Genomic DNA, 24063 nt, shown 5'->3' with positions numbered 1-24063 from the left:
AAGAAATCGATCGGAGTGTAACATAAGCATGTGCCCATCAGCACATGCTGAATGTATGAGTTTCCCTCTCAAAAATACGTCAAAAATAAAGAAGGCACAGTTGCCTCAAAGCAATTGCGCCATTTGTTTATCCTAAAATACGATTTCGAATATCAGAAATAAAATAAAGTGAGCCGGTAACAAGGACAATCGCCGTAGGGTCGTCTTTCTTTTCCTGAATAAAGTCCAGTACCGATTCTGGATCGTCATCATACGTCTTTGCTTCTAATCGGCTGCTCGTATAAAGCTTTTCCGCTGATTCCGCTCTTGGGAAATCAAACGAAACAAAATGAATGGATGAACTAATCGTCTCTAGTTGTTGAACCATGTCTTTGTACGGTTTATCTCGAAGTGCACTGAAACACACGTGGACCTGCTTGTTTGGAAAATGGGCTTGTACTGTTTCGATTAAACGGTTCATCCCCTCTTCATTGTGTGCACCGTCTAAATAGACAGGCGGCTGATTTCTCACCTTTTCAAATCTACCAGCCCATACAGCTTGCCGAATGCCTGTATACACATCTTCTTCTTCGACCTTCACAACGCCTTCCTCTTCTAGTCGTTCGATCATTAGAACAGCAAGTGCCGCATTCTGCCTTTGATGCGTCCCGATTAATCCTGTTTCAAGCTCCACATACTGGCCTTTTGGTGTGCGTAATGTAAAACGTTCACCTGTTTCTGTTGGCTCCACATGCCCAAAAGTACAAGTATCGTGTAATGAAATACATGTCGCCTGCTGCTTGTTGGCGATACGTTGAATGACCGCCAATGCCTCTTCTTGATGGACAGCTGTCATGATTGGGATCCCTCGTTTGATAATCCCCGCTTTTTCAGCAGCAATTTGATCGAGCGTGTCTCCAAGGATCGCCATATGATCATGACCAATTGACGTGATGGCTGTTAAGATCGGATGCACCACATTGGTTGAATCAAGTCTCCCGCCAAGCCCTGTTTCTAAAAGGACAATGTCTACTGGATGGACGTGTGCAAAATAAGCAAACGCACATGCTGTGATGATTTCAAATTCTGTTGCTGGACCAAGATCTGTTGTATCGAGCTCCTCAACGAGTGGCTTCAATTCATTCACCAATCTCAGCCATTCTTCATCCTGAATTGGCTCCCCATTGACACTAATTCGTTCATTGAATGTTAAAATAAATGGAGATGTAAAGGTACCGACTGAATAACCGGCTGCCTGCAAAACGGAACGCGTAAACGCAATGGTCGATCCTTTTCCATTTGTACCTGCGATATGTACTGCCTTTATTTTTTGTTCTGGATGATCTAGTCTATGCATGAGCCATTCCATTCTTTCTAGTCCTGGTTTGACACCGAACGCAAGTCTACTATGAATCCAATCAATTGCTTCTTGATACGTTGTAAACAAAGTCATCTCTCATTTCATACGAAATTTTTCAAAAAGGACGGCTCCATTCAGTTAGGAGCCGTCCTTTCACTATTATGCTTTCAGCTCTTCAATACGTTTCTGAACAGCTTCTCGCTTCGCAACATAATCTCTTTCTTTCGCACGCTCTTCCTCTACGACACTTTCAGGGGCTTTTTTCATAAAGCCTTCATTTCCAAGCTTTTTCTGCACACGCTCTACTTCTTTTGTGAGCTTATCCAGTTCTTTTTGTAGACGGGCAATTTCTTCGTCTAAGTTGATTAACCCTTCAAGCGGTAAAATGAGCTCTGCTCCAGAAATAACAGCGGTCATCGCCTTATCGCTAGCTGGAATGTCTGTCGCAATTTCAAGAACACTTGGGTTCGTAAATCGCTCAATATACGAACGGTTTTTCTCTAAACGTTCTTGTACTTCAGGTGTCGATGCTTTAATAAACAGTTCAACTTGTTTGCTCATTGGCGTGTTCACTTCACTGCGAATGTTACGAACAGAGCGAATGAGTTCAACAAGGAGCTTCATGTCAGCAGCGGCTTGTTCATTTGAAAGTTCAGGCTTCACTTCAGGCCATTTAGCAACAGTGATCGACTCTCCTTCGTGCGGGAGATGCTGCCAGATTTCCTCAGTTAAGAACGGCATAAATGGATGAAGAAGTCTCATCGTTTGATCTAATACATATGCAAGAATCGAGCGGGTCGTTTTCTTCGCAGCTTCATCTTCTCCATAAAGCGGGAGTTTTGCCATTTCAATATACCAATCACAGAAATCATCCCAGATGAAGTTATATAAATGTCTGCCCACTTCTCCGAATTCATACTTGTCCGCAAGCTGTGTGACACTTTCAATGGTTTCATTTAATCGTGTTAAGATCCATTGATCAGCCACTGATTTTTCACCTGTCAAATCAAGCTCATCGTACGTCAAACCATCCATATTCATTAAAGCAAAACGGGAAGCGTTCCAAATTTTATTCGCAAAGTTCCAAGTGGACTCTACCTTTTCAAAGCTAAAGCGTAAGTCTTGACCTGGTGAGCTTCCAGTAGCTAAGAAATATCGTAATGAATCCGCACCGTATTTGTCGATGACCTCCATTGGATCAATGCCGTTGCCGAGTGATTTACTCATTTTACGTCCTTGTTCGTCACGAATGAGTCCGTGAATGAGGACATCTTTAAACGGCTTTTCCCCTGTAAATTCAAGCCCTTGGAAAATCATTCGAGATACCCAGAAGAAGATGATGTCATACCCTGTTACTAGCAGGTTTGTTGGATAATAACGTTTGAAGTCTTCACTCTCAACATCTGGCCAGCCCATTGTAGAAAACGGCCAAAGAGCTGAACTAAACCACGTATCCAATACATCACTGTCTTGTTCCCAGTTCTCAAGATCTTCTGGCGCTTCCAGTCCAACATACACTTCTTTTGTTTCTTTATGATACCAAGCTGGGATGCGGTGTCCCCACCATAGCTGACGAGAAATACACCAATCACGAATATTTTCCATCCAGTGTAAGTACGTCTTTTCAAAACGATCTGGAACAAATTGAACTTGTTCTTCACCTTTTTGCAAGTGAATCGCTTCATCGGCTAGCGGCTGCATTTTTACAAACCATTGTGTTGATAAATATGGTTCAACTACAGCTCCGCTTCGCTCACTATGACCAACAGAATGCATATGATCCTCAATTTTGAACAGAACGCCTTCTTCTTGCAAATCTTTCACAAGCTGTTTACGGCATTCAAAACGGTCCATTCCTTTGTACTTCAAGGCATTGTCATTCATTGTGCCATCTTCATTCATCACAAGAATTCGCTCTAATTCATGACGATTTCCAAGTTCAAAGTCATTCGGGTCATGTGCTGGGGTAATTTTGACTGCTCCAGAACCAAACTCCATATCGACATAGTCATCACCAACGATTGGAATTTCACGTCCTGTAATTGGTAAAATGACTGTTTTCCCAATTAAATGCTGATAGCGCTCATCCTCTGGATGCACAGCTACTGCTGTATCTCCAAGCATCGTCTCCGGTCTTGTTGTGGCGATCTCAATCGATCCTGTTCCATCGGCTAGTGGATATCTCAGGTGATAAAATGCCCCTTGAACATCCTTATAGATGACTTCAATATCAGATAGTGCCGTCTTTGTCGCTGGGTCCCAGTTAATGATATACTCTCCGCGATAGATGAGGCCTTTTTCATACAATTGAACAAATACTTGGCGTACCGCTTGATTAAGCCCTTCATCTAATGTAAAACGCTCACGTGAGTAATCGAGTCCAAGTCCCATTTTCGCCCACTGATTCCGAATAAAATCAGCGTATTCTTCTTTCCACTTCCATGTTTCCTCTACAAATTTTTCGCGTCCGATATCATATCGGCTCACACCTTCTTCGCGAAGTTTTGCCTCCACCTTTGCTTGAGTAGCAATGCCGGCATGGTCCATTCCAGGAAGCCATAGAACGTCATATCCTTGCATTCGCTTCATGCGTGTCACAATATCTTGCAGTGTTGAATCCCATGCATGACCAAGGTGCAGTTTTCCTGTCACGTTTGGTGGAGGAATGACGACCGTATATGGATCTTTCGTTTTGTCATTTTGCGCTTCGAAAAATTTTCCTTCAAGCCAGTACGTATAGCGATCTTTTTCAATCGCATTTGGATCATACTTTGTTGGCATTTCTTGATTATTTGTTCCCATGTTTGTGTTACCTCCACATTTAATCGGCTGATGAAACATAAAAAAAGCCTTTCCATCCCTATAAAAGGACGAAAAAGCTTTTTTCGCGGTACCACCTTTTTTTACGGAACACATACGTGTGCCGTACACTTTAAAGGATAACGGGGTTCTCCCGAATTTCTCTACTGACCATTCAAGAAATTAAGCTCACAGGCGACCTTCCAAACAAGTTCATCCTAGGAAACCTTTCAGCTCATGGTTTCCCTCTCTTTAGGGTCTTGGTTGTACTCTTCCTAGTCAACGCTTACGATATATTCACGTTCATCAGCTCGTACTCATCTATTATTAATATTACTAAATGCATTTTGTTTTCGTCAATCATCTTTTCCGCTTTTCTTGTTCTTTATACAAATGAGGCAGGCACTCTTCTCTTTATCGCCCATAAGATAATAGCAAAATGAAGAAGGAGGGCGTTTTCTTTTGAAAAAAATCAATCCTTATACACTTCCCCCGTGGCTCGGACAAATTCGGGCAGTTGCCTCTCAAGTCGTTCTCCCGATTGCGATATTTCAAGGGTTTCGTACGATTATTTTCCCGACCACATTTGACGTCCTCATCTTAGGTATACTCATTTTTCTTGCGTGCGCTTTCCACCTCGATTGGTTTTAATCGTGGCTTTTTCTTCAAAAAGGCATCAAACCGAACACCATACACTGAAAACAACCTCGTCATTCTGTCGATGACGAGGCGTTTTGCTCTTCTTCAAGGCGTCTAGCCTGCTCAATCTCATGTATCTTCATGACAGTTGGTTCCGAATTTTTCATTTGCCAATACGCTCTTAATAGCTGCTGACAGCTTTCCATTTCATCCTGTCCGCCCGCTTCATATGTTTTCACCGTATCCAATAAACCTTGCGGATACGCAAGATAACTCAAGAACAAATGAAGCTCCTCTTCCCTTAACGGATTCCCCTTTTGATACGTATAAAAGTAGTCGGTGCATTCTGGAAAAGAAGCAGGATATGTTTTGAATGTCCGAAAGTAAAAGGTGAGAAGATCATAAATGGGGGCAGCCTTTTTAGATCGCTCAAAATTGGTAAAATGTCCGATCCCTACATCATTGTATAAAAAGTGATGGATCGACAATTGCCCATGGTTTAATACCACACGCGTTGTCTCCTGATCCTTCATTTCCTCATACCAATCATCTAATCGTTCAAGCGCAAATTCAGTTGCAGACATTGTCTCTGAAAAATACATAGCAGCGGCCAGCTCAAATGGCGACATATACCATGCTTGTTCTGCCCGCTCTATGAATCGCTCATACATGTCTTTCTCTGCGTCCCATTTGCTTTTGAGTTGTGTATAGTGTGCTTCGATCTCTTGCATTGTGATGTCCATCATCACTTCGGTTCGTTTATGAAGCCTTGCAATCTCTTGGATTAGGTACTCATGTTTATCGTCCTGTTCTTCTCTCTTTTCATTCGTCAGCCACGGCATCAGATAATATGCCGACTGACTCGACCGATCATTGGAGAAAAAAGAGCCACTTTGTGTCCGGTAAATCGGGACAAACGAGCGATAGCCTTTTGACTCTAGTTCAAGCATTTGCTCAGTAAATTGCATTTGTCGATCTACCTTCACACGTTTCAGTGCAAACACGCCTTGCTTTGCATACACCCTCACAACGGAAGGACTGACAGGTTCTACATATTCAGCCTCAAGCCCATATTCGGATAAGACGGATTGAATGTCATCCACGTTCACTCACCACATTTTCTAGGTCGGTCATTTCTGACTATACTTTGCTTTTTTGATATTCGGGAATATAAAGAATTTGCCCTTCCTCAAGCTCTGCATCAGCCGATAATGAATTCGTCCGTAGGAGTTGCTGTACATTCAACTGGTATCGTTCACAAATACGATCCACCGTATCTTCTTGCTGAACTATACATATTTTCATGCGAGAAAAATCTTCCTCCTCCTGCTTAGCGAACAGCTTTGTTAAATAGAGAGAATTCTCACTGCCAGACGTTTCTCTATCGTCACTTTCATGTACTTCTGCTTTTTGAGACACCTCATTTACTTGTGGTGTTTCCCGTTCATATAATCGCTCGATTTGATAAGACTCTTGACGCTCTTCCTGCATTGGCTCAACATGAAAAGCAGGTGATTCAAAGGTCGGAAGCTCCGGTGGTTCCTCTTCCTGGGCGGCTATATCAGGATCTTTTCTTACCTCCACGTCAAAGAACATCTCTTCCGGTTCCTCTTCTTCTAATAACTTAGGCGGCTCAAAAAATGGCGGTTCTTGTATCTGAGTTTCTGGATAAGAACGATAACCAAGTGCCACTTCTTCTTGGTCCTCTGATTCTTCTATTTCTTCCGACTCCTCAGATTCTTCCATTTCCACTTCCTCTACCTCTGCCGACACGATGTCTATATCGATTTCTTCGATTTCCTCTTCATCCTCTTGTTCACTGCGCGCGTCACTTAGTTGCACTACCTGATCCTCATATTCTTCACGCACGTCTTCTTGTTGCACTTCTTGTTGCACTTCCTGTTCCTCGCGTACATCTTCTTGCAATACTTCCTGTTCCTCAAGTTCCGGCTCATCATCCTGATATTCAAATGTGTCATTGTCCATAAGGCTATATTCCTCTTCAGACCGCTGAACAAATTCATACGGCTCTTCTTCAGGCGTTTGCGGCATTTGCGGCGTTTCTTCATCTAACAACCCTTCAATCGCCAAATCAGCCTGAATGGTCAACAAACGGCTTTCTGTCAGCTGGTAATCAAAGGACTCAATGAACACAAACACATCATTCAAATGGCTGATTTTGTTCCTCGGAATGGTGATATCCACCGGAAACTGGTGAAGTAGCTCTGCTGTTCCATCCTCTCTCACCTTCACCTCATCAGCTTGCCTGTATGCCGCATAGGAACTAAGTTCACCCATTAGCTCCTCTTGATATATGTTGTATTCTCCTGTTAGCTCGAGTGAACCTCTAATAGAAACATAATCATTCACTTCTTGAACGAGAATGTCAGGATCGAGAGAAATTGACAGTAGCTCACTGACTTCCTGTCCGTTTTTAAAATAGATAGATTCTTCTACAGAAAACTGTAATCGATTGTTTTGAGACAAGTCGATGTCCTCCTTTCATCTAATCCTTCAAAATAAAATTAGATGTCCATACAGTTGTATGTGAGAACAGGTAAAAATATGAATGGTTTTGCTCATGCAAAAAAGCCGATATGTCTCCATATCGGCTTCATGATTTAACGCAGTTTTTGAAAAACCTTTTCAACGGTTTCAATGGTATATTGAATGTCTTCATCTGTATGTGCAGTGGATAAAAACAGGCCTTCGAATTGTGAAGGTGGCAGGAAGATGCCGTGGTCAGCCATTTCTTTATAAAACTCAGCGAATAAAGCAAGATCTGCTGTTTTCGCTTTGTCATAATTGGTCACTTCTTCATTCGTAAAGAAGAACCCAATCATGGAACCCGCACGGTTAAATGTCAATGGAATACCTGCCGCTTTCGCTGCTTTTGAAATCCCTTCTTCAAGCATATCGCCTTTTCGTCTAAACTCTTCATAAGACGCTGGCGTGAGCTGTTTTAACGTTTCTAAACCTGCTGTCATCGCAAGTGGGTTTCCAGATAAGGTACCTGCTTGATAAATAGGACCGCTTGGTGCAATTTGTCTCATGATATCCGCTCTTCCGCCATAAGCACCGACCGGAAGACCGCCACCAATGACCTTACCAAGACAAGTCAAATCAGGTGTGATCCCAAAATAACCTTGCGCGCAGTGATAATCGACACGGAAGCCCGTCATGACTTCATCAAAAATGAGCAATGCGCCATATTGTTCAGTGATATCTCTCAATCCTTGTAAGAACCCGTCTTGCGGAGGAACAACACCCATATTCCCTGCAACTGGTTCTACGATCACACCCGCGATATCATCGCCGAATTCTTTAAAGGCCACTTGAATGCTTTCTAAATCATTGTACGGAACTGTAATGGTGTTACTTGCAGTTCCTTCAGGTACACCAGGGCTATCTGGAAGACCAAGTGTTGCGACACCTGAACCCGCTTTAATCAGCAATGAGTCGCCGTGACCATGGTAGCACCCTTCGAATTTGACGATTTTGTTTCTCCCTGTAAAACCACGCGCTAAACGTAACGCACTCATTGTGGCTTCTGTACCAGAGCTCACCATTCGAATGACCTCAATGGAAGGAACACGTTCTGATACAAGCTGAGCTAATTCATTTTCAACTAAAGTAGACGCACCGAAGCTCGTACCTTGTTCAGCGACTCGCTTGATACTCTCGACTACACGATCATTGCTATGTCCTAAAATGAGCGGTCCCCAAGACAGGACGTAATCAATGTATTCATTTCCGTCTATATCGTAGATTTTCGCTCCTTTGCCTCGCTCCATAAAAATCGGGTCTGTGTTGACTGATTTAAATGCACGAACAGGGCTATTCACACCACCAGGCATTAATTGTTTTGCTACCTCAAATGCTTGTTTTGATTTTTCATAGCTACGCGCCATATGAAACGTCCTCCTATTTCACCGTTCTTTATTCTGAAAGCCATTTTGCCGCATCTTTTGCATGATACGTAATAATCAGTTCTGCGCCTGCACGTTTCATGCTTGTCAGCATTTCAAGTACAAGTTCTTTTTCAGAAATCCAGCCATTTTGAGCTGCTGCTTTTACCATTGCATACTCCCCACTCACATTGTACGCAACAACTGGAAGCGTAAATTCATTTTTCACATCACGCATAATATCTAAGTAAGAAAGAGATGGTTTCACAATGAGGAAATCCGCTCCCTCTTCCACATCCGATTGGGCTTCTCTCAGCGCCTCTAAACGGTTCGCTGGGTCCATTTGATACGTTTTACGATCTCCAAATTGCGGTGTGCTATGCGCTGCATCGCGAAACGGACCGTAAAAGGCACTTGCATATTTCACCGCATATGACATGACAGGCACATGAACAAATCCCGCTTCATCAAGCGCCTCACGAATGGCAATCACAAAGCCATCCATCATGTTTGAAGGTGCGATAATATCTGCCCCTGCACGTGCTTGGCTTACTGCTGTTTTTGCTAATAGCTGAAGAGATTCATCGTTTAAAATCTCCCCGTCTTCCACGATTCCGCAATGGCCATGATCCGTATATTGGCATAAGCATGTATCAGCAATGACAACAAGGTCAGGGAAATGCTTTTTGATCTCATGTGTTGCCCTTTGAACTATGCCATGATCATGATACGCTTCACTACCTACATGATCTTTATGGTCTGGGACACCAAATACAATAATAGATTTGATGCCAAGATCGACAATCTCTTGCACTTCTTCTTTCACAAGATCAACCGAAATATGATATACCCCCGGCATCGAAGGTACTTCTTTTCGCACATTGTCTCCCTCAACAAAAAAGATCGGATAAATAAAGTCAGATGATCTTAAAAACGTTTCTCTGACTAATTCTCTCATTCCTGCGCTTGTACGTAATCGACGGTGTCTGTTAAATTTCATCAATCATTCAACTTCCTTTCAGATAAACGGCACATTAAGTCAAGCATGCCATCAATCGTATAAGTATCTGGGGTTTCAGATGGAATTCCATATTGTAGCAGTGCCTCTTTTGTCAGAGGACCGATCGTCACAAAACATGTATCCGAAGAAGCAAGCTGCGCTCTATCTGATTCCATTGCATGCATAAAGGAATGAACAGTGGATGAGCTAGTGAATGTAATAAAATCAAACGGTTGCTTCCTCATCGTCGATTTGAGTGCAGCAATACCTTCCTCATCTTTGATCGTTTCATATAAAATCCATTCCCTTACCTCAATACCAAGCGGCGTCAGGGTCCGCTTGACAACATCTCGTGACAAGTTGCCTTTTGCCACAAAAACACGTTCCCCGGGCCGAACATGCATTACTAAAGCATCTGCCAATTCCTCTGCGATATATCGTTCTGGTACGACATCGACCTTGATCCCATGCTGCTGAAGATAAGCAGCCGTCTTTTCGCCCACTGCCGCGACTTTCAAATGTGAGAAGCTCTTATGTAAATAATGTTTCTGTATATATGTGAGAAAATAAGACGCGCCATTCACACTTGTGAAAACAAGCCAATGGCTTGCTTGTAAGTCTTTCAAGAAAGCCTTCGCTTGTTCACTTGTGAGTGTAGGCTCAAACCGTATGAGAGACGTTAGAACTGCATGGCCGTCCAGCGCTTCAATCTTTCGCTGAAACACACCCGCTTGACGTTCATTTCGTGTGACAAGCACTGTCTGTCCGTTCAGCGATTTGGCTCTCTTCATTCGGAGGACAAATCCTTTTTCACCTGATCAATCAGATCCTTTGCTCCCTTATCGGCCATCTGCTTTGCACACGCTATGCCAATCGCCTCTGGGTCAGTACCTGTGACTGTTTCTCGAATCATGATTCGTCCATCAGCAGAAGCGACAAGACCAGTCAGTTCAATTTCATCACGTTCATTCATTGTGGCATAACCAGCAATTGGCACTTGGCAGCTTCCATCCATTTGCTTGAGAAAAGCTCTTTCAGCAAGAACCGTTTTCTTCGTATATTCATTGGTAAATTGAGAAAGAAGTTGCAATAGTTCTTGATCATCCTCACGACATTCAATAGACAATGCACCTTGGCCAACTGCCGGCAAACAAATGTCAGGGGATAAAAATTCAGACACAACCTCTTGACTCCATCCCATTCGAGACAAACCAGCTGCCGCTAAAATAATGGCATCATATTCTTCATTTTTTAGCTTCTCAAGTCTTGTATCAATGTTTCCACGGATCCATTTGATCTCAAGATCCGGTCTCTCCTGAAGAAGCTGGGCACTGCGCCGTAAGCTGCTCGTTCCAACAATGGCTCCCTTCGGTAATTCATGTAAACGGACATGATTTTTCGAAATGAGTGCATCCCTGACATCTTCACGCTCAGGAATACAGCCAATGACTAGACCTTCCGGAAGAGAAGCGGGCATGTCTTTCATACTATGAACCGCCATATCAATGTCCTGATCTAGCATCGCCTGCTCAATCTCTTTCACAAACAGCCCTTTACCGCCCACTTTTGATAAAGTCACATCTAAGATTTGATCTCCCTTTGTGACAATTTCTTTCATTTCAAAAGAATAAGATGGGTTCAGTTCAGACAACTGTTGAATGACCCATTTGGTTTGTGTCGTTGCAAGCTTACTTCGTCTAGTACCTACTTTAATTGTACGCATTCTGTTTTCCTCCCAATGCCCTTAAGACTCATCATTATTGAAACCAATGAAAAGTTGATAAGCTACCAAGCAGAAAATAATTGATCAGTAGTACAAGGAATGAGGCCACGTTCCAGCGTGCCACGATTTTCCCTTGCACATTTCTCACCAATCTGATGTATAAGTAAAAGCCGTATAAAAACAGCATTATAAACGAACCAAGTACCTTTGCATCTGTCCAGTACAGCGTGTCATATGAGATGTATGCCCATATCACACCAAGTATTAAACTTAGTAACAGCATTGGCACTGCAATGATATTTAAAACATACGCCATATGATCAAGTTTTGATAAATCTTCAATTCTAAGAAGCCATTTTCCCCATTGTTTCTTTTTCAGCAAGCGATATTGAAAGAGATACAGCAATGAAAAAGCAAAAGAAAGTGAAAAAGCCCCATACGATAAAATCGCCATCGTAATATGGATGACAAGCAATTCACTTGTCAGCTTCCCCGTCAGTTCGGCAGAATGAAGCGCAGATGGTGTAAAGGTGTGAATGGCCATCATCGAAAAACCAATCACATTTGTAAAAAAGACGATAAATTCCACGCGTAACACTTTCGTGAGTACGAGTGAAAGGGTTACGAGCACCCACGTATAAAAATATAACCCCTCTGCTACATTCAACACAGGGAATCTATCTGTTTCCTTCATCAGATAGAACATGTAGGCTGTTTGGAGCAGCCAGACAATAGAAAGCAACCAGAAAGCCATCTTTCCAGCCTTCCGGTTGTGTTGAAGAAAATCTATGAAATAGAACAAGACACTTAGTGCATAAATCAAAATTGTCGCTTCATTGAGTCTGGCTACAATGGATTCCATCATCGCCTAATCACTCACTGGCAACTTTAGCAAAGCTTTGTGCCAAATGTGGTTTAAACAACTGAAATGCTCCTTGTTCCACCTGTGCAGGCTCTACCTGTTGCATGTCATCTTCAACCTGTAAGTCAAAGATTTCTTTAAAGAGTAACAGTTTTTCCTCCGCATTCGGCTCTCCGGCAATTTCCTTTGCCTTTAGAATAGGATCTTTTAGCATTTGATTGATGATGCTTTTCGTGTGTTTATTCAACAGCTTCATTTCACGTTGCGTTAAATTCGGCAGCTTTCTTTCGATGCTTTGCATCGTATCTGCTTGAATGGTTAGCGCCTTTTCTCTTAAAGCAGAGATGACCGGCACCACACCGAGCGTATTGAGCCATTGTTTAAATTCGACGATCTCCGCTTCAATTAGCAGTTCAACTTGCTCAGCTACAGCACGTCGCTCTTTTAAGTTGGCTGCCACGATGCCCTCAAGATCATCGATGTCATACAAAAAGACACCCTCTACTTCAGAAATGGCTGGATCTAAATCACGTGGCACTGCAATATCCACCAAGAATAGAGGTCTACCTTTACGTTTTTTATTGGCATTCTCGATCATTTCTTTTGTAATCACAAATTGTTTTGCACCAGTTGAACTAATTAAAATATCCGCTTCTGATAATGTTTTTTCTAATTGATTGAAGCTCTTTGCCTCACCGGAGAAACGACCTGCTAGCTCTTTCGCCTTCTCAAATGTTCGGTTAATGACCGTGACCTGCCCAATCCCTTGACCTTGAAGGTTTTGTGCGGCCAGCTCGCCCATTTTCCCTGCTCCAAGAATCAGAACATGTTTATCAGAAAGGCGCCCAAAGATTTTCTTGGCAAGCTCCACAGCTGCATAACTAACAGAAACGGCATTCGATGCAATGTCTGTTTCTGCATGAGAACGTTTCGCCACAGTTACTGCCTGCTTAAACAAATAATTGAAAACGGTACCAATGGTCTTCTCCTCTTGTGCTATTTTATAGCTAGCACGCACTTGACCAAGTATTTGTGTTTCGCCAATTACCATTGAATTGAGTCCACATGCCACTCGGAATAAATGCTCAACCGCTCCATCATTTTCGTAAAACTTTAAATAAGGAGAGACATCTTCCTTTTCTAAGCCAAACCAGTCTGCTAAAAATCTTTTTATATAAAATCGCCCAGTATGAAGCTGATCCACAACCGCATAGATCTCTGTTCGATTACATGTTGAGATGACGATATTCTCTAGAATGCTTTTTTCTTCTTTAAGCTTGGACATCGCTGTTCCGAGTTCACTCGGTTCAAAGCTTAGCTGTTCCCGTATCTCAACAGGGGCTGTTTTATAATCTAAACCCACAACAAGAATATGCATAACTTTAGCTTGCACCCCCAACGCCCTGTCTAATTTATAATAATTACAATATAGAATTTATTATTTATAATGATTATAACATATATTCATTTTTATCTGGATAAAAATTGTGAACAGATTTCAAAAATGTTGTGATATAGTAGAAAAATGTTCGACATCGCACATGCCATCTCATCACTCCATGCAATGTACCAGATTTGATGCGTGCGGACAAATGATCTGCTTAAAAGAAGGTGACATCTTTGAAGAAGAAATCTATTTTACTGCCACTCACTTTATTGTGTGTAGCACTCTATGCCATTCTCTCAGGTGATCAATTTGACATCTGGAAGAACCAGGAGAAATGGTACACGCTTGTGTTGCTCTTTGGACTAGCTTTCTTATACCAAGGAAAGAAGGAACAGGATCACTCACATGTGTTTATCGGTATGCTGATGACAGGCCTTTCGCTACACTTTATTCTCCAGCCAATATGGGATCATTGGCCAGACACATTTACGATGATTGTCCTTGTTGTTGGACTATCACTCTTTATGAAATCTACACAAAAAAAGGAGTACCGTGTAGAAAGTGTCGTGCTCATTGCTGTCGGCTTGTTTCTCTATTTCTTTCAGCAAATTACAAAACAGCTCAGTGCATTATCTATCCCTACTTCCGGCTTCGAATTATACTGGCCATATGTACTTGTTGCGATCAGTCTCCTCTTATTATTTTTAAAAAGGAAATAACTTATACAATAAAAAAGGCATCTGCATATAGCAGATGCCCTTTCTTTTACTTGTTAACCTTTGCAAGGATGGCATTCCAAGCTTCATCTTTTCCCTTTTTTGTTTCAGAAGAGAATAGGATTAATTCGTCTGATGGGTCAATATCAAGCGTCTGTTTGACGACTTTCGCATGTTTTTCCCATTTGCCTTTCGGAATTTTATCCGCTTTTGTGGCAATGACGATCACAGGAACACCATAATATTTCAAGAATTCATACATCTCGACATCATCGACGGATGGTTTATGGCGCAGGTCCACGATTTGCACCACTGCTTTTAATTCTTCACGCATCGTGATATACGTTTCAATCATTCTTCCCCATGCTTCACGCTCTGTTTTTGACACTTTGGCAAAACCGTAACCTGGAACGTCAACAAAGTGAAGCATATCATTAATAATGTAAAAGTTGAGCGTTTGTGTCTTTCCTGGTTTAGAGGATGTACGTGCTAAGTTTTTACGATTAATTAATGAATTAATAAACGAGGACTTCCCCACATTTGATCGCCCTGCAAGTGCGATTTCTGGCAGCCCACCGCTTGGATACTGCTCTGGTTTGACCGCACTAATGACGATATCTGATTTTGTAACTTTCATCTTCCCTCTCCTACTAACGCTTTCTCAAGCACCTCATCTAAATGTGAGACCGGAATAAAGGTCAATCCTTCTCTCACACTTTCAGGAATATCATCAATGTCCTTCTCATTGTCTTTTGGAAGAATGATGGTTTTGAGCCCTGCACGATGTGCGCCTAATGCTTTTTCTTTTAGTCCGCCAATTGGAAGTACTCTTCCTCTTAACGTAATTTCACCTGTCATCCCGACCTCTCTTGATACAGGTCTTCCTGTAAGAGCGGAGACAAGTGCCGTTGCAATGGTAATACCAGCAGATGGACCGTCCTTTGGAACCGCACCTTCTGGAACATGAATATGAATATCATGTTTCTCATTAAAATCAGGATCAATGTTGAGTTCATTTGCTTTTGAACGAATATAACTAAAGGCAGCCTGCGCTGACTCTCTCATGACATCCCCAAGCTTCCCAGTTAACAACAGTTTCCCTTTACCAGGTGAGAGCGATACTTCAATGGATAAAGTATCTCCTCCGACCGTTGTATACGCGAGCCCAGTGACAACACCCACTTGGTCTGTCGTTTCAGCTTGTCCATAACGGTAAAGCCTTTTCCCAAGATAGTCGGATAAGTTCTTCTCTGTCACCGTCATTCGTTTACGATCCTCAGCCACAATGGCTCTCGCCACTTTTCGGCAAATCGCTGCAAGTTGACGCTCTAGTCCACGTACCCCAGCTTCTCTCGTGTAATAGCGTATGATATCAAAAATCGCCGCTTCACGAAGCTGTAAATTCGCTTTCTTTAAGCCATGTTCCTTTAATTGTTTTGGCAGAAGATGATCTTTCACAATTTCCGCTTTTTCAACCTCTGTATACCCTGCAATTGTGATAATTTCCATTCTATCACGAAGTGGACCAGGGATGGTGGCTAAATTGTTGGCTGTTGCGATAAAGAGCACTTGAGACAAATCAAACGTTTCTTCAATGTAATGATCACTGAAGTTATGATTTTGCTCTGGATCTAACACTTCAAGCATCGCTGAAGACGGGTCACCTCTAAAGTCTGAGGCCATCTTATCAATTTCATCTAAAAGAAAGACTGGATTCATCGTTCCTGCCTTGCTCATCCCGCGAATGATTCGTCCCGGCATCGCACCTACATACGTTCTTCTATGTCCGCGAATCTCTGACTCATCACGTACACCACCAAGAGAAATCCGGATAAACTTTCGGTCAAGTGATTTCGCAATGGATTTGGCAAGGGACGTTTTCCCTACACCGGGAGGTCCAGCCAAACATAAAATCGGCCCTTTTAATGAATTGGTGAGCTTCTGTACTGCAAGATATTCAAGCACTCGTTCTTTGACTTTTTCTAACCCATGATGCTCATCATCTAATATTTCACTGGCCAGCTTTAAGTCAAGACGATCTTCTGTGTAAATCCCCCACGGAAGATTGATCAGCCAATCAATATAATTTCGGATGACAGAGCTCTCAGCAGAACTTGAAGGAATTTTTTCATAACGATTTAATTCTTTTAAAGCCGTTTCACGAACTGAATCCGGCATGCTGGATTCTTCGATTTTAGCCATTAATGAACTGACTTCGCCTGTTTTACCTTCTTTGTCTCCAAGCTCTTTTTGAATGGCTTTCATTTGTTCACGCAAATAATACTCTTTTTGCGTTCGCTCCATAGATCGTTTCACGCGTTGACCAATTTTCTTTTCAATCTCGAGTACTTCTTTTTCATTGTGAATCAGGCTAATCACTCGATTGAGTCGTTTCTTCACATCGACTGTTTCCAGTACTTCTTGCTTGTCCTTTAGTTTTAAAGGGAGATGTGAAGCGACGATGTCTGCCATTCTTCCTGGTTCCTCAATATCCGTTACTGTTGCATATGTTTCAGCCGAGATTTTTTTTGATATTTTTATGTATTGATCAAAATGATCTAACAACGTACGCATGAGTGCTTCTGCTTCTGCGTCTTTTAGTTCTTGCTCGGTTAATTCTTTAATATCCACATACGTATAATTCTCTAGCTCCACGTACGATTCAATGCGAGCTCGATTTAAGCCTTCAACTAGAACGCGAATCGTTCCATTAGGTAGCTTGAGCATTTGTTTGATTTTTGTGTAGGTGCCGACTTTGAAAATTTCTTCTTCACCTGGTTCATCTATTGAAATTTCCCGCTGAGTTGCTAGAAAAATCATATGATCGTTCATCATGGCCTGTTCTAATGCTTGAACAGACTTCTCGCGCCCAACATCCAAATGCAAGACCATCGTTGGATAGACAAGCAAACCTCGCAATGGAAGGAGCGGAACACTCTTTTTGATTTCATCTGCCATGTTGATTGACACCTCCGTCACTAGTATGAATCATTATAATATACCTGTTTCAGTCTTGTACAATGTAAAAGACCTGAGAAATGATGATCTTATCGTAGTATACCCTTTCTTTTTCTCTTGAAAAAGAAAAAAAGATCTATTTCATTAAAAAATCCCCATATGTGATGGGGATTAAACAGATTTTCTTTTAATTTCGTCTTCTATTCCGCCGTTTTTCTCATCTGGCGGATTGATTAAACATTGATCAAGCACCTCTTGAAAGTGCTTCACAGGTACAATGTGAATGCCTTCAATCTCCTTTAAGATTGATTGTTTGTTGTCATACGGAATAATGACTGTTTTGGCTCCCGCTTGTTTGGCTGCCTTAATTTTAGGTATCACACCACCTATTGGCTTTACCTGACCTTGTAACCCGATCTCCCCTGTCATGGCTGTCAGGTGATCAATCGGTATTTGATGAATGGCAGAGAAAATCGCTGTGGCCATCGCAATCCCTGCAGACGGTCCATCAATAGGTGCACCACCAGGAAAATTAATGTGAATATCATATTCATTTGTACGGATGCCTAAATTTCTAAGCACAGTTAATACATTTTCAACAGATCCTTTGGCCATACTTTTCCGCCGAATCGATTTCGATTGGTTTCCGATGCTTTCTTCTTCTGCAATGCCTGTGATGTTGATACTCCCCTTTTCAAGGGCTTTACATATGTTCACTTCTATTTCAAGTAGCGCACCGCTATTAGGTCCATACACGGCAAGACCATTGACCACACCGACTTTCGGCTGTTCCGGTATTTTTTGTTCATATCTTGGTGTTAGCTGGCTTGAGTGAATGACCCATTCGACATCAGCGATCGTAATATCCTTTCGATTTTCGGATATGGCCATTCCAGCAGCGATTTGAACCATATTGACCGCTTCACGTCCATTCTTCACATAAGAAGTTAACAAGTTCAGTCCCTCATCACTCAATTCCTTTTGAATCTTCTGAACGGCCTTGGCTGCCACAATTTTGAGCTCATGCTGATCAAGATCCTTAAAAAATATCTCCAGACACCTTGATCGAATCGCTGGAGGAATTTCTTCGGGGGTTCTTGTTGTCGCACCAATTAATCTAAAATCAGCTGGTAAGCCATTTTGAAAAATATCATGAATGTGATTTGGAATTTGTGTGTTTTCTTCACTGTAATAGGCACTATCTAAAAATACTTTGCGATCCTCCAGTACCTTTAGCATTTTGTTCATCTGGATTGGATGCAGTTCGCCAATTTCATCTATAAAAAGAACACCGCCATGTGCATGCGTGACTGCTCCTTGCTTTGGCTGAGGAATGCCTGCTTGTCCCATTGCCCCTGCGCCTTGATAGATTGGATCATGGACTGAACCGATTAATGGATCTGCAATCCCCCGCTCATCAAATCTCGCCGTCGTTGCATCTAGTTCAACAAACACGGCGTCTTTCTTAAACGGAGAATCAGCGTGACGTTTCGCTTCTTCCATGACAAGACGAGCAGCTGCCGTTTTCCCCACACCCGGAGGTCCATAGACGATGACATGCTGCGGGTTTGGACCACACAAGGCTGCTTTCAATGCACGAATACCGTCTTCTTGTCCTACAATATCTTGAAACCCCTTTGGCCGGACTCTCTCTGATAAAGGCTCACTCAATTTGATCGATCTCATCTTTCTGAGTGCTTCCATTTCTTTTTTAGATTCTTTGTCGATCGTCACCTTTTGTGTCCGTTGATTCCGTAGTAAATTCCAAAAGTACAGCCCGATGACGATACCAAAAAACAGCTGTATGAATAATACGATTCCTGTCCAGCTCAATCGGTGCTCCCTCCTTCATCCATCTTATGTATTGGTTTCTGTTTGCTAGTATTTCCTAGAGCTGGACGGAATAAACACATCTTCCACGATAAATAAAAAACTCCTGAACCATATCGATTCAGGAGTGATCCGTTCTTTTATGCAGATGTTTTGGTATCTTTATTAACGACTGTGCCATCTTTCAACACAAGACGTGGTGACTCACCTTCAGAAACCGTTGCACCAGTGATGACACATTTTTCGATATCATCACGAGATGGCAGATCAAACATCACATCAAGCATGATGCCTTCAATGATAGAACGAAGGCCACGTGCACCTGTTTTACGTTCAATTGCTTTTTTCGCAATTTCACTTAGGGCATCTTCTTCGAATTCTAACGCAACATCGTCAAGTTCAAGCATTTTCGTATATTGCTTAACTAACGCATTTTTTGGTTTCGTCAAGATTTCAACTAGTGCCTTCTCATCTAACGGCTCTAAGCTTGCGATAACCGGTAGACGACCGATGAATTCTGGAATTAAACCAAAGCGAAGTAAGTCTTCTGGCAGTACTTTTGATAGAAGAACTTCTTTTTCAAGATCTTCCACTTTATTTTCCGCACCGAATCCAATGACTTTTTGACCTAGACGGCGTTTAATGATTTGCTCGATGCCATCAAAGGCTCCACCGCAAATGAAGAGAATATTCGTCGTATCAATTTGAATGAATTCTTGATGAGGGTGCTTACGTCCACCTTGTGGCGGTACACTTGCGACTGTTCCTTCAAGAATTTTCAATAGCGCTTGCTGTACACCTTCCCCAGATACATCGCGCGTGATAGAAGGGTTCTCTGATTTTCTTGCTACTTTATCAATTTCGTCAATGTAGATAATGCCCTTTTCTGCTTTTTCTACATCGTAATCGGCTGCTTGGATCAGCTTCAGCAGGATATTTTCAACATCCTCACCAACGTAACCCGCTTCAGTTAATGACGTTGCATCTGCAATCGCAAATGGCACATTTAGAATACGAGCAAGCGTTTGGGCAAGTAATGTCTTCCCGCTTCCAGTTGGTCCAATCATAGAAATGTTACTTTTTGAAAGTTCAACATCATCAATCTTACTGTTAGAATTGATGCGCTTATAGTGGTTATAAACCGCTACAGCTAAAGATTTCTTTGCATTGTCTTGTCCAATGACATATTCGTCAAGAATTTCCCGAATTTCATGAGGCTTCGGAACATCCTTGAATTCAACTTCTTCCTCAGTACCGAGTTCTTCTTCAACTATTTCCGTGCAAAGCTCGATACATTCATCACATATATATACGCCAGGTCCTGCGACTAATTTACGCACTTGATCTTGCGTTTTACCGCAAAACGAGCATTTTAATTGACCTTTTTCCTCGTTGAATTTAAACATTCTTTCACCCCTTATTCTTCTTCACTTGCCTGTAGCTATCAGTCAGCTACCTTTCTGGGTCCAGTATGTATGCATTTTACCATACTTTCTTATAAGACGGTAACGATGTGTTTCCAACATTGCATATTGGAATATGTATAACAGAAAGTTGTGACTTACCTTATCGTTTCCAAAAGAAGCGATGATAAGTCAAAAATTGTACAAAACAAGGCACGAGTCACTCGCGCCCTGTTTTATTATTATGCACCATATTAACGGTTTTCTACAAGAAAATCAATTGCTTTACGAACTTTTAGATCTTCTTTCATTGCCTCAGTTGATCCAATCGCTTGTTTGATATTTTCAACTGGCATGTTGTATGCTTCAGCCATTTTTGAAAGTTCTTCTTCCACTTCTTCATCAGACACTTGTAAATCTTCAGAAGCAGCAATCGCTTCAAGAGTTAGGTTAGATTTCACGCGTTTAGCAGCATCTTCTTTCATTTGCTCTTTCAGCGCTTCTTCATCTTGTCCAGAAAATTGGAAGTAAAGCTCAAGGTTCATTCCTTGCATTTGAAGACGTTGTTCGAATTCTTTCATCATGCGGTCAAGCTCTGTGTCGATCATCGCTTGTGGGATATCTGCTTCCGCATTTTCAGAAGCTTTCGCTACTAGTTCTTCACGAAGCTTTGCATCTGCTTCGTTTTCTTTTGACTCTTCAAGGCGTTTCTTTGTTTTTTCAGTTAACTCAGCAAGTGTTTCCACTTCTTCATCAACATCTTTTGCGAACTCATCGTCAAGTGCTGGAAGTTCTTTCGCTTTGATTTCATGGATTTTCACTTTGAATACAGCTGGTTTACCTGCAAGGTCTTCAGCATGATATTCCTCTGGGAAAGTCACTTCTACGTCTTTTTCAGCGCCTGCTTCAAGACCAACTAATTGCTCTTCGAAACCAGGAATGAATGAACCAGATCCTACTTCAAGAGAGTAGTTCTCAGCTTTTCCGCCTTCGAATGCTTCTCCATCAACGAATCCTTCGAAATCAAGAACAACTGTATCGCCGTTTTCGATTGCGCCTTCTTCTTTGACAACAAGCTCAGCTTGACGGCTTTGCATTGCTTTTAACTCTTCTTGTACATCTTCATCAGTGACAGTTGTGTCGTCTTTTTCTACTTTAAGACCTTTGTAGTCTCCAAGTTTTACTTCAGGCTTTACTGTCACTTTTGCAGTGAAGATTAAGCTTTCGCCTTTTTCGATTTTCTCAACATCGATTTCAGGACGGTCAACTGGCTCGATACCAGCTTCGTCGATTGCTTTTGGATATTCAACTGGAAGAAGAATATCTAATGCATCTTGATAAAGTGATTCTACACCAAAGCGTTGCTCGAAAAGACCACGTGGTACTTTCCCTTTACGGAATCCAGGGATCGATACTTGCTTTACAACTTTCTTAAATGCATCATCAAGTGCTTTGTTAAATGTTTCAGCGTCAACTTCTACAGTTAAAACACCTTCGTTACCTTCTTGTTTTTCCCATTTTACTGACATGTGTGTTTCCCTCCAAGAATCTATTCAGATTGTGCGTTGTTACATTCTAAAGCATCATAAAGACTTCGTCCAATCAAAACCACGCACTTCGCTAAAGCAGCAGTATTATGTATATCACATTTGCCTTGATTATACTGATCGTCTTTCAACTATCGGAATCGTACAACTGCACTATATATGCACAAATACAACCATTATATTATAACATAACGAAAACGCGTTTCAACTAAATCGACAAATTACAAATAAGAAATTTCTTCAATATCCTTCAGCATCGTACAAGCTTCTCTTAACTCATGTTCATGAAAATCATACAAAAAATGCAATTCCTCAAGGTCAATCTCAATCCCATGCATCTCATACCCTACTTTATGAAGTGCTGCCGCCCATAAATTCGGGTCAGTATATTTAGGCAAAAATGGATAAAGTACAAACAAATGCCTGCGCCATAACTCTTCTACTCCTTGATAAAGGGTAGGGTTTTCATTTCCAAGCGTATCATCTAAGAGACGAAGCACTTGCTGAAGAAGCGGCATTTGCTCTGGTTTGACAGCATCAGAAGGAATCAGCGTTAAAGAATCACCAAATTTGGTGACATGTACAGGCTTCGCCACATCATGATCTGAAAGCAGCTGAAGGATGAGTGATTTAATGACAGGGTGACCGTCAGGGTTTTGTAAAATGGTATTTAATAAGCCCATGTGCGGTGTAATATTGCGATCTTTTAATGAATGGATAAACTGCACTTGTTCTTCGGGACGCGCTAGTAGATCATCGATATTGATATCACCACGATCATCATCGTCCTCGTTTACGATCTCATCTGGCGATTCGATCATCTTTCTACTAAATTCGAGTAACTTATAGAAATGTTCCGCACTGTCTGCCGGAAGGTGATTCTCTTCCAGCACGGCTTCAATTGTCTGTTTGACTTCTTCATATTGTTTCAACTGAATTAAAATGGTCATATACACTTGAAGAACTGTAAAGTAGTGACCATACCCTTCATTTAACATTTTTTCACAGACACGCTTTGCATCTTGTAGTTCACCTAGCTCCAGAAAACAAATGGCCATGCCGAGGTGGATATCGGATTCTTCATCGTCATCATAAGATTTCGCTTCTGAAAACAAGTGAAGTGCCTCTTGATACTGTTTCTCTTTTAAAGCTGCCATTCCTTTTTCAATCAGTCTTTCTTTCAGACCAGGAAACAAAATGACATTATCTTTCTTCTTGTCATGTTTCATGCTTACGTTCCTTTCGGGCGCATATTTTTTATCAGTTTACCAACGAAGGTTTGTAAACACAAGTAGGGACAGGTTTTCATGTAAAAAGAAGCCGTCGCATTGACGGCTTCTCGTTGTTTACGCACGTAGCCAGCTACTGCGTTTTTGCTCAAAGGCTTGAATCTCTTCTTCTAATAGAAGCGTTAATGAAATCTCATCATACCCATTAAGGAGCATCTCTCTCCAGTGAGGATCTACTTCAAATGGTGTGATATTCCCTTGATGATCTTGAATGTGCTGTTTTTCTAAATCGACTGTCATGTCATATCCTGTGTTCTCATATGACGCAACGAATGTTTTCCACACATCATAATCAAGACGAATTGGAAGCATGCCATTTTTGAAACAGTTTTGGTGGAAAATATCTGCAAATGATGGTGCAATCACAATCTTGATGCCATAGTCATCAAGAGCCCATGGTGCATGCTCCCTCGATGATCCACAACCAAAGTTCTCTCCAGCGATCAAAATCGATGCCCCTTCATATACTGGTTGATTTAGCTCAAATTCAGGGTTTGGGCTTCCATCGGCTAAATATCGCCAATCAAAAAAGGCAAAACGACCATATCCTGTTCGTTCGATTCTTTTCAAAAATTGTTTCGGGATAATTTGATCTGTATCTACATTAATTCGGTTAAGCACAGCGGCTTTTCCTTTATGTGTCACTAATGGCTCCATCTATGC

At 41.7% G+C, this 24063-nt stretch carries 19 protein-coding genes and 1 other annotated feature; of the genes, 2 read left to right on the top strand and 17 right to left on the bottom strand.

What is annotated here, in order from left to right; all coding sequences use genetic code 11:
- Positions 1-127: 127 nt before the first annotated feature.
- A complete protein-coding gene (locus AB1K80_RS04250; RefSeq protein ID WP_412855379.1) occupies positions 128-1432 on the bottom strand; it encodes a bifunctional folylpolyglutamate synthase/dihydrofolate synthase in 1305 nt (434 codons plus the stop codon).
- Between the two features lie 66 nt (positions 1433-1498).
- Positions 1499-4141, bottom strand: coding sequence for a valine--tRNA ligase (locus AB1K80_RS04245; RefSeq protein WP_412855378.1), 2643 nt, complete (start codon positions 4139-4141; stop codon positions 1499-1501).
- A gap of 61 nt (positions 4142-4202) precedes the next feature.
- Positions 4203-4430, bottom strand: a binding site (T-box leader).
- Between the two features lie 170 nt (positions 4431-4600).
- Between AB1K80_RS04245 and AB1K80_RS04240 the strand changes: the two genes are divergently transcribed.
- Positions 4601-4789 carry a hypothetical protein gene (locus AB1K80_RS04240; RefSeq protein ID WP_412855377.1) on the top strand — a complete coding sequence of 63 codons (189 nt, stop codon included), beginning with the start codon at positions 4601-4603 and terminating at the stop codon, positions 4787-4789.
- 59 nt (positions 4790-4848) lie between these two features.
- Here AB1K80_RS04240 and ysxE read toward each other — a convergent pair whose 3' ends face one another.
- From ysxE to hemA, 8 genes are all read right to left on the bottom strand, one after another.
- Complete coding sequence (gene ysxE, locus AB1K80_RS04235; protein ID WP_412855376.1) at positions 4849-5880, bottom strand: spore coat protein YsxE; 1032 nt, start codon at positions 5878-5880, stop codon at positions 4849-4851.
- 37 nt (positions 5881-5917) lie between these two features.
- Positions 5918-7264 (bottom strand): LysM peptidoglycan-binding domain-containing protein, encoded by a 1347-nt coding sequence (locus AB1K80_RS04230; protein WP_412855375.1) that lies wholly within the window; start codon positions 7262-7264, stop codon positions 5918-5920.
- A gap of 134 nt (positions 7265-7398) precedes the next feature.
- Complete coding sequence (gene hemL, locus AB1K80_RS04225) at positions 7399-8688, bottom strand: glutamate-1-semialdehyde 2,1-aminomutase (protein WP_412855374.1); 1290 nt, start codon at positions 8686-8688, stop codon at positions 7399-7401.
- A gap of 28 nt (positions 8689-8716) precedes the next feature.
- Positions 8717-9685: a porphobilinogen synthase gene (gene hemB / locus AB1K80_RS04220; protein WP_412855500.1), complete on the bottom strand. Its 969-nt coding sequence runs from the start codon at positions 9683-9685 to the stop codon at positions 8717-8719.
- Positions 9685-10476, bottom strand: a complete 792-nt coding sequence (locus AB1K80_RS04215) for a uroporphyrinogen-III synthase (protein WP_412855373.1) — start codon at positions 10474-10476, stop codon at positions 9685-9687. The genes hemB and AB1K80_RS04215 overlap by 1 nt, the downstream gene beginning before the upstream one ends.
- Complete coding sequence (hemC, locus tag AB1K80_RS04210; protein WP_412855372.1) at positions 10473-11408, bottom strand: hydroxymethylbilane synthase; 936 nt, start codon at positions 11406-11408, stop codon at positions 10473-10475. Before hemC ends, AB1K80_RS04215 begins: the two co-directional genes overlap by 4 nt.
- Before the next feature lie 34 nt (positions 11409-11442).
- Positions 11443-12273, bottom strand: coding sequence for an inner membrane protein YpjD (locus AB1K80_RS04205; RefSeq protein WP_412855371.1), 831 nt, complete (start codon positions 12271-12273; stop codon positions 11443-11445).
- A gap of 7 nt (positions 12274-12280) precedes the next feature.
- Positions 12281-13648 (bottom strand): glutamyl-tRNA reductase, encoded by a 1368-nt coding sequence (gene hemA, locus AB1K80_RS04200; protein WP_412855499.1) that lies wholly within the window; start codon positions 13646-13648, stop codon positions 12281-12283.
- Between the two features lie 242 nt (positions 13649-13890).
- On the opposite strand from hemA, the gene AB1K80_RS04195 reads away from it, so the two are divergent.
- A complete protein-coding gene (locus AB1K80_RS04195; protein WP_412855370.1) occupies positions 13891-14376 on the top strand; it encodes a hypothetical protein in 486 nt (161 codons plus the stop codon).
- Between the two features lie 46 nt (positions 14377-14422).
- Here the strand turns inward: AB1K80_RS04195 and yihA are convergent, their stop codons facing one another.
- The 7 genes from yihA to leuD all read right to left on the bottom strand — a co-directional run bounded on the left by yihA (position 14423) and on the right by leuD (position 24057).
- On the bottom strand, positions 14423-15010 hold the full coding sequence (gene yihA / locus AB1K80_RS04190; protein WP_412855369.1) for a ribosome biogenesis GTP-binding protein YihA/YsxC: 588 nt from the start codon (positions 15008-15010) through the stop codon (positions 14423-14425).
- Positions 15007-17331 (bottom strand): endopeptidase La, encoded by a 2325-nt coding sequence (gene lon / locus AB1K80_RS04185; protein WP_412855368.1) that lies wholly within the window; start codon positions 17329-17331, stop codon positions 15007-15009. Before lon ends, yihA begins: the two co-directional genes overlap by 4 nt.
- Before the next feature lie 171 nt (positions 17332-17502).
- Entirely contained in the window at positions 17503-19164 is a 1662-nt protein-coding gene (lonB, locus tag AB1K80_RS04180) for an ATP-dependent protease LonB (protein ID WP_412855367.1), read from the bottom strand.
- A 137-nt stretch (positions 19165-19301) separates the two neighbouring features.
- Positions 19302-20567 (bottom strand): ATP-dependent protease ATP-binding subunit ClpX, encoded by a 1266-nt coding sequence (gene clpX / locus AB1K80_RS04175; RefSeq protein WP_412855366.1) that lies wholly within the window; start codon positions 20565-20567, stop codon positions 19302-19304.
- Between the two features lie 251 nt (positions 20568-20818).
- Positions 20819-22093, bottom strand: coding sequence for a trigger factor (gene tig / locus AB1K80_RS04170; protein ID WP_412855365.1), 1275 nt, complete (start codon positions 22091-22093; stop codon positions 20819-20821).
- Positions 22094-22332: 239 nt separating this feature from the next.
- The gene (ddcA, locus tag AB1K80_RS04165) at positions 22333-23340 is read right to left on the bottom strand and encodes a DNA damage checkpoint antagonist DdcA (RefSeq protein ID WP_412855364.1); all 1008 of its coding nucleotides are present in this window, start codon (positions 23338-23340) and stop codon (positions 22333-22335) included.
- A gap of 117 nt (positions 23341-23457) precedes the next feature.
- Complete coding sequence (gene leuD, locus AB1K80_RS04160) at positions 23458-24057, bottom strand: 3-isopropylmalate dehydratase small subunit (protein ID WP_412855363.1); 600 nt, start codon at positions 24055-24057, stop codon at positions 23458-23460.
- Positions 24058-24063 lie beyond the last annotated feature (6 nt).

The organism is Bacillus sp. 179-C3.3 HS (assembly GCF_047229225.1).
Lineage (GTDB): Bacteria > Bacillota > Bacilli > Bacillales > Bacillaceae > Bacillus.
Note: the sequence above shows the minus strand (reverse complement) of the source record. Positions and strands in the feature narration are given on the sequence as shown.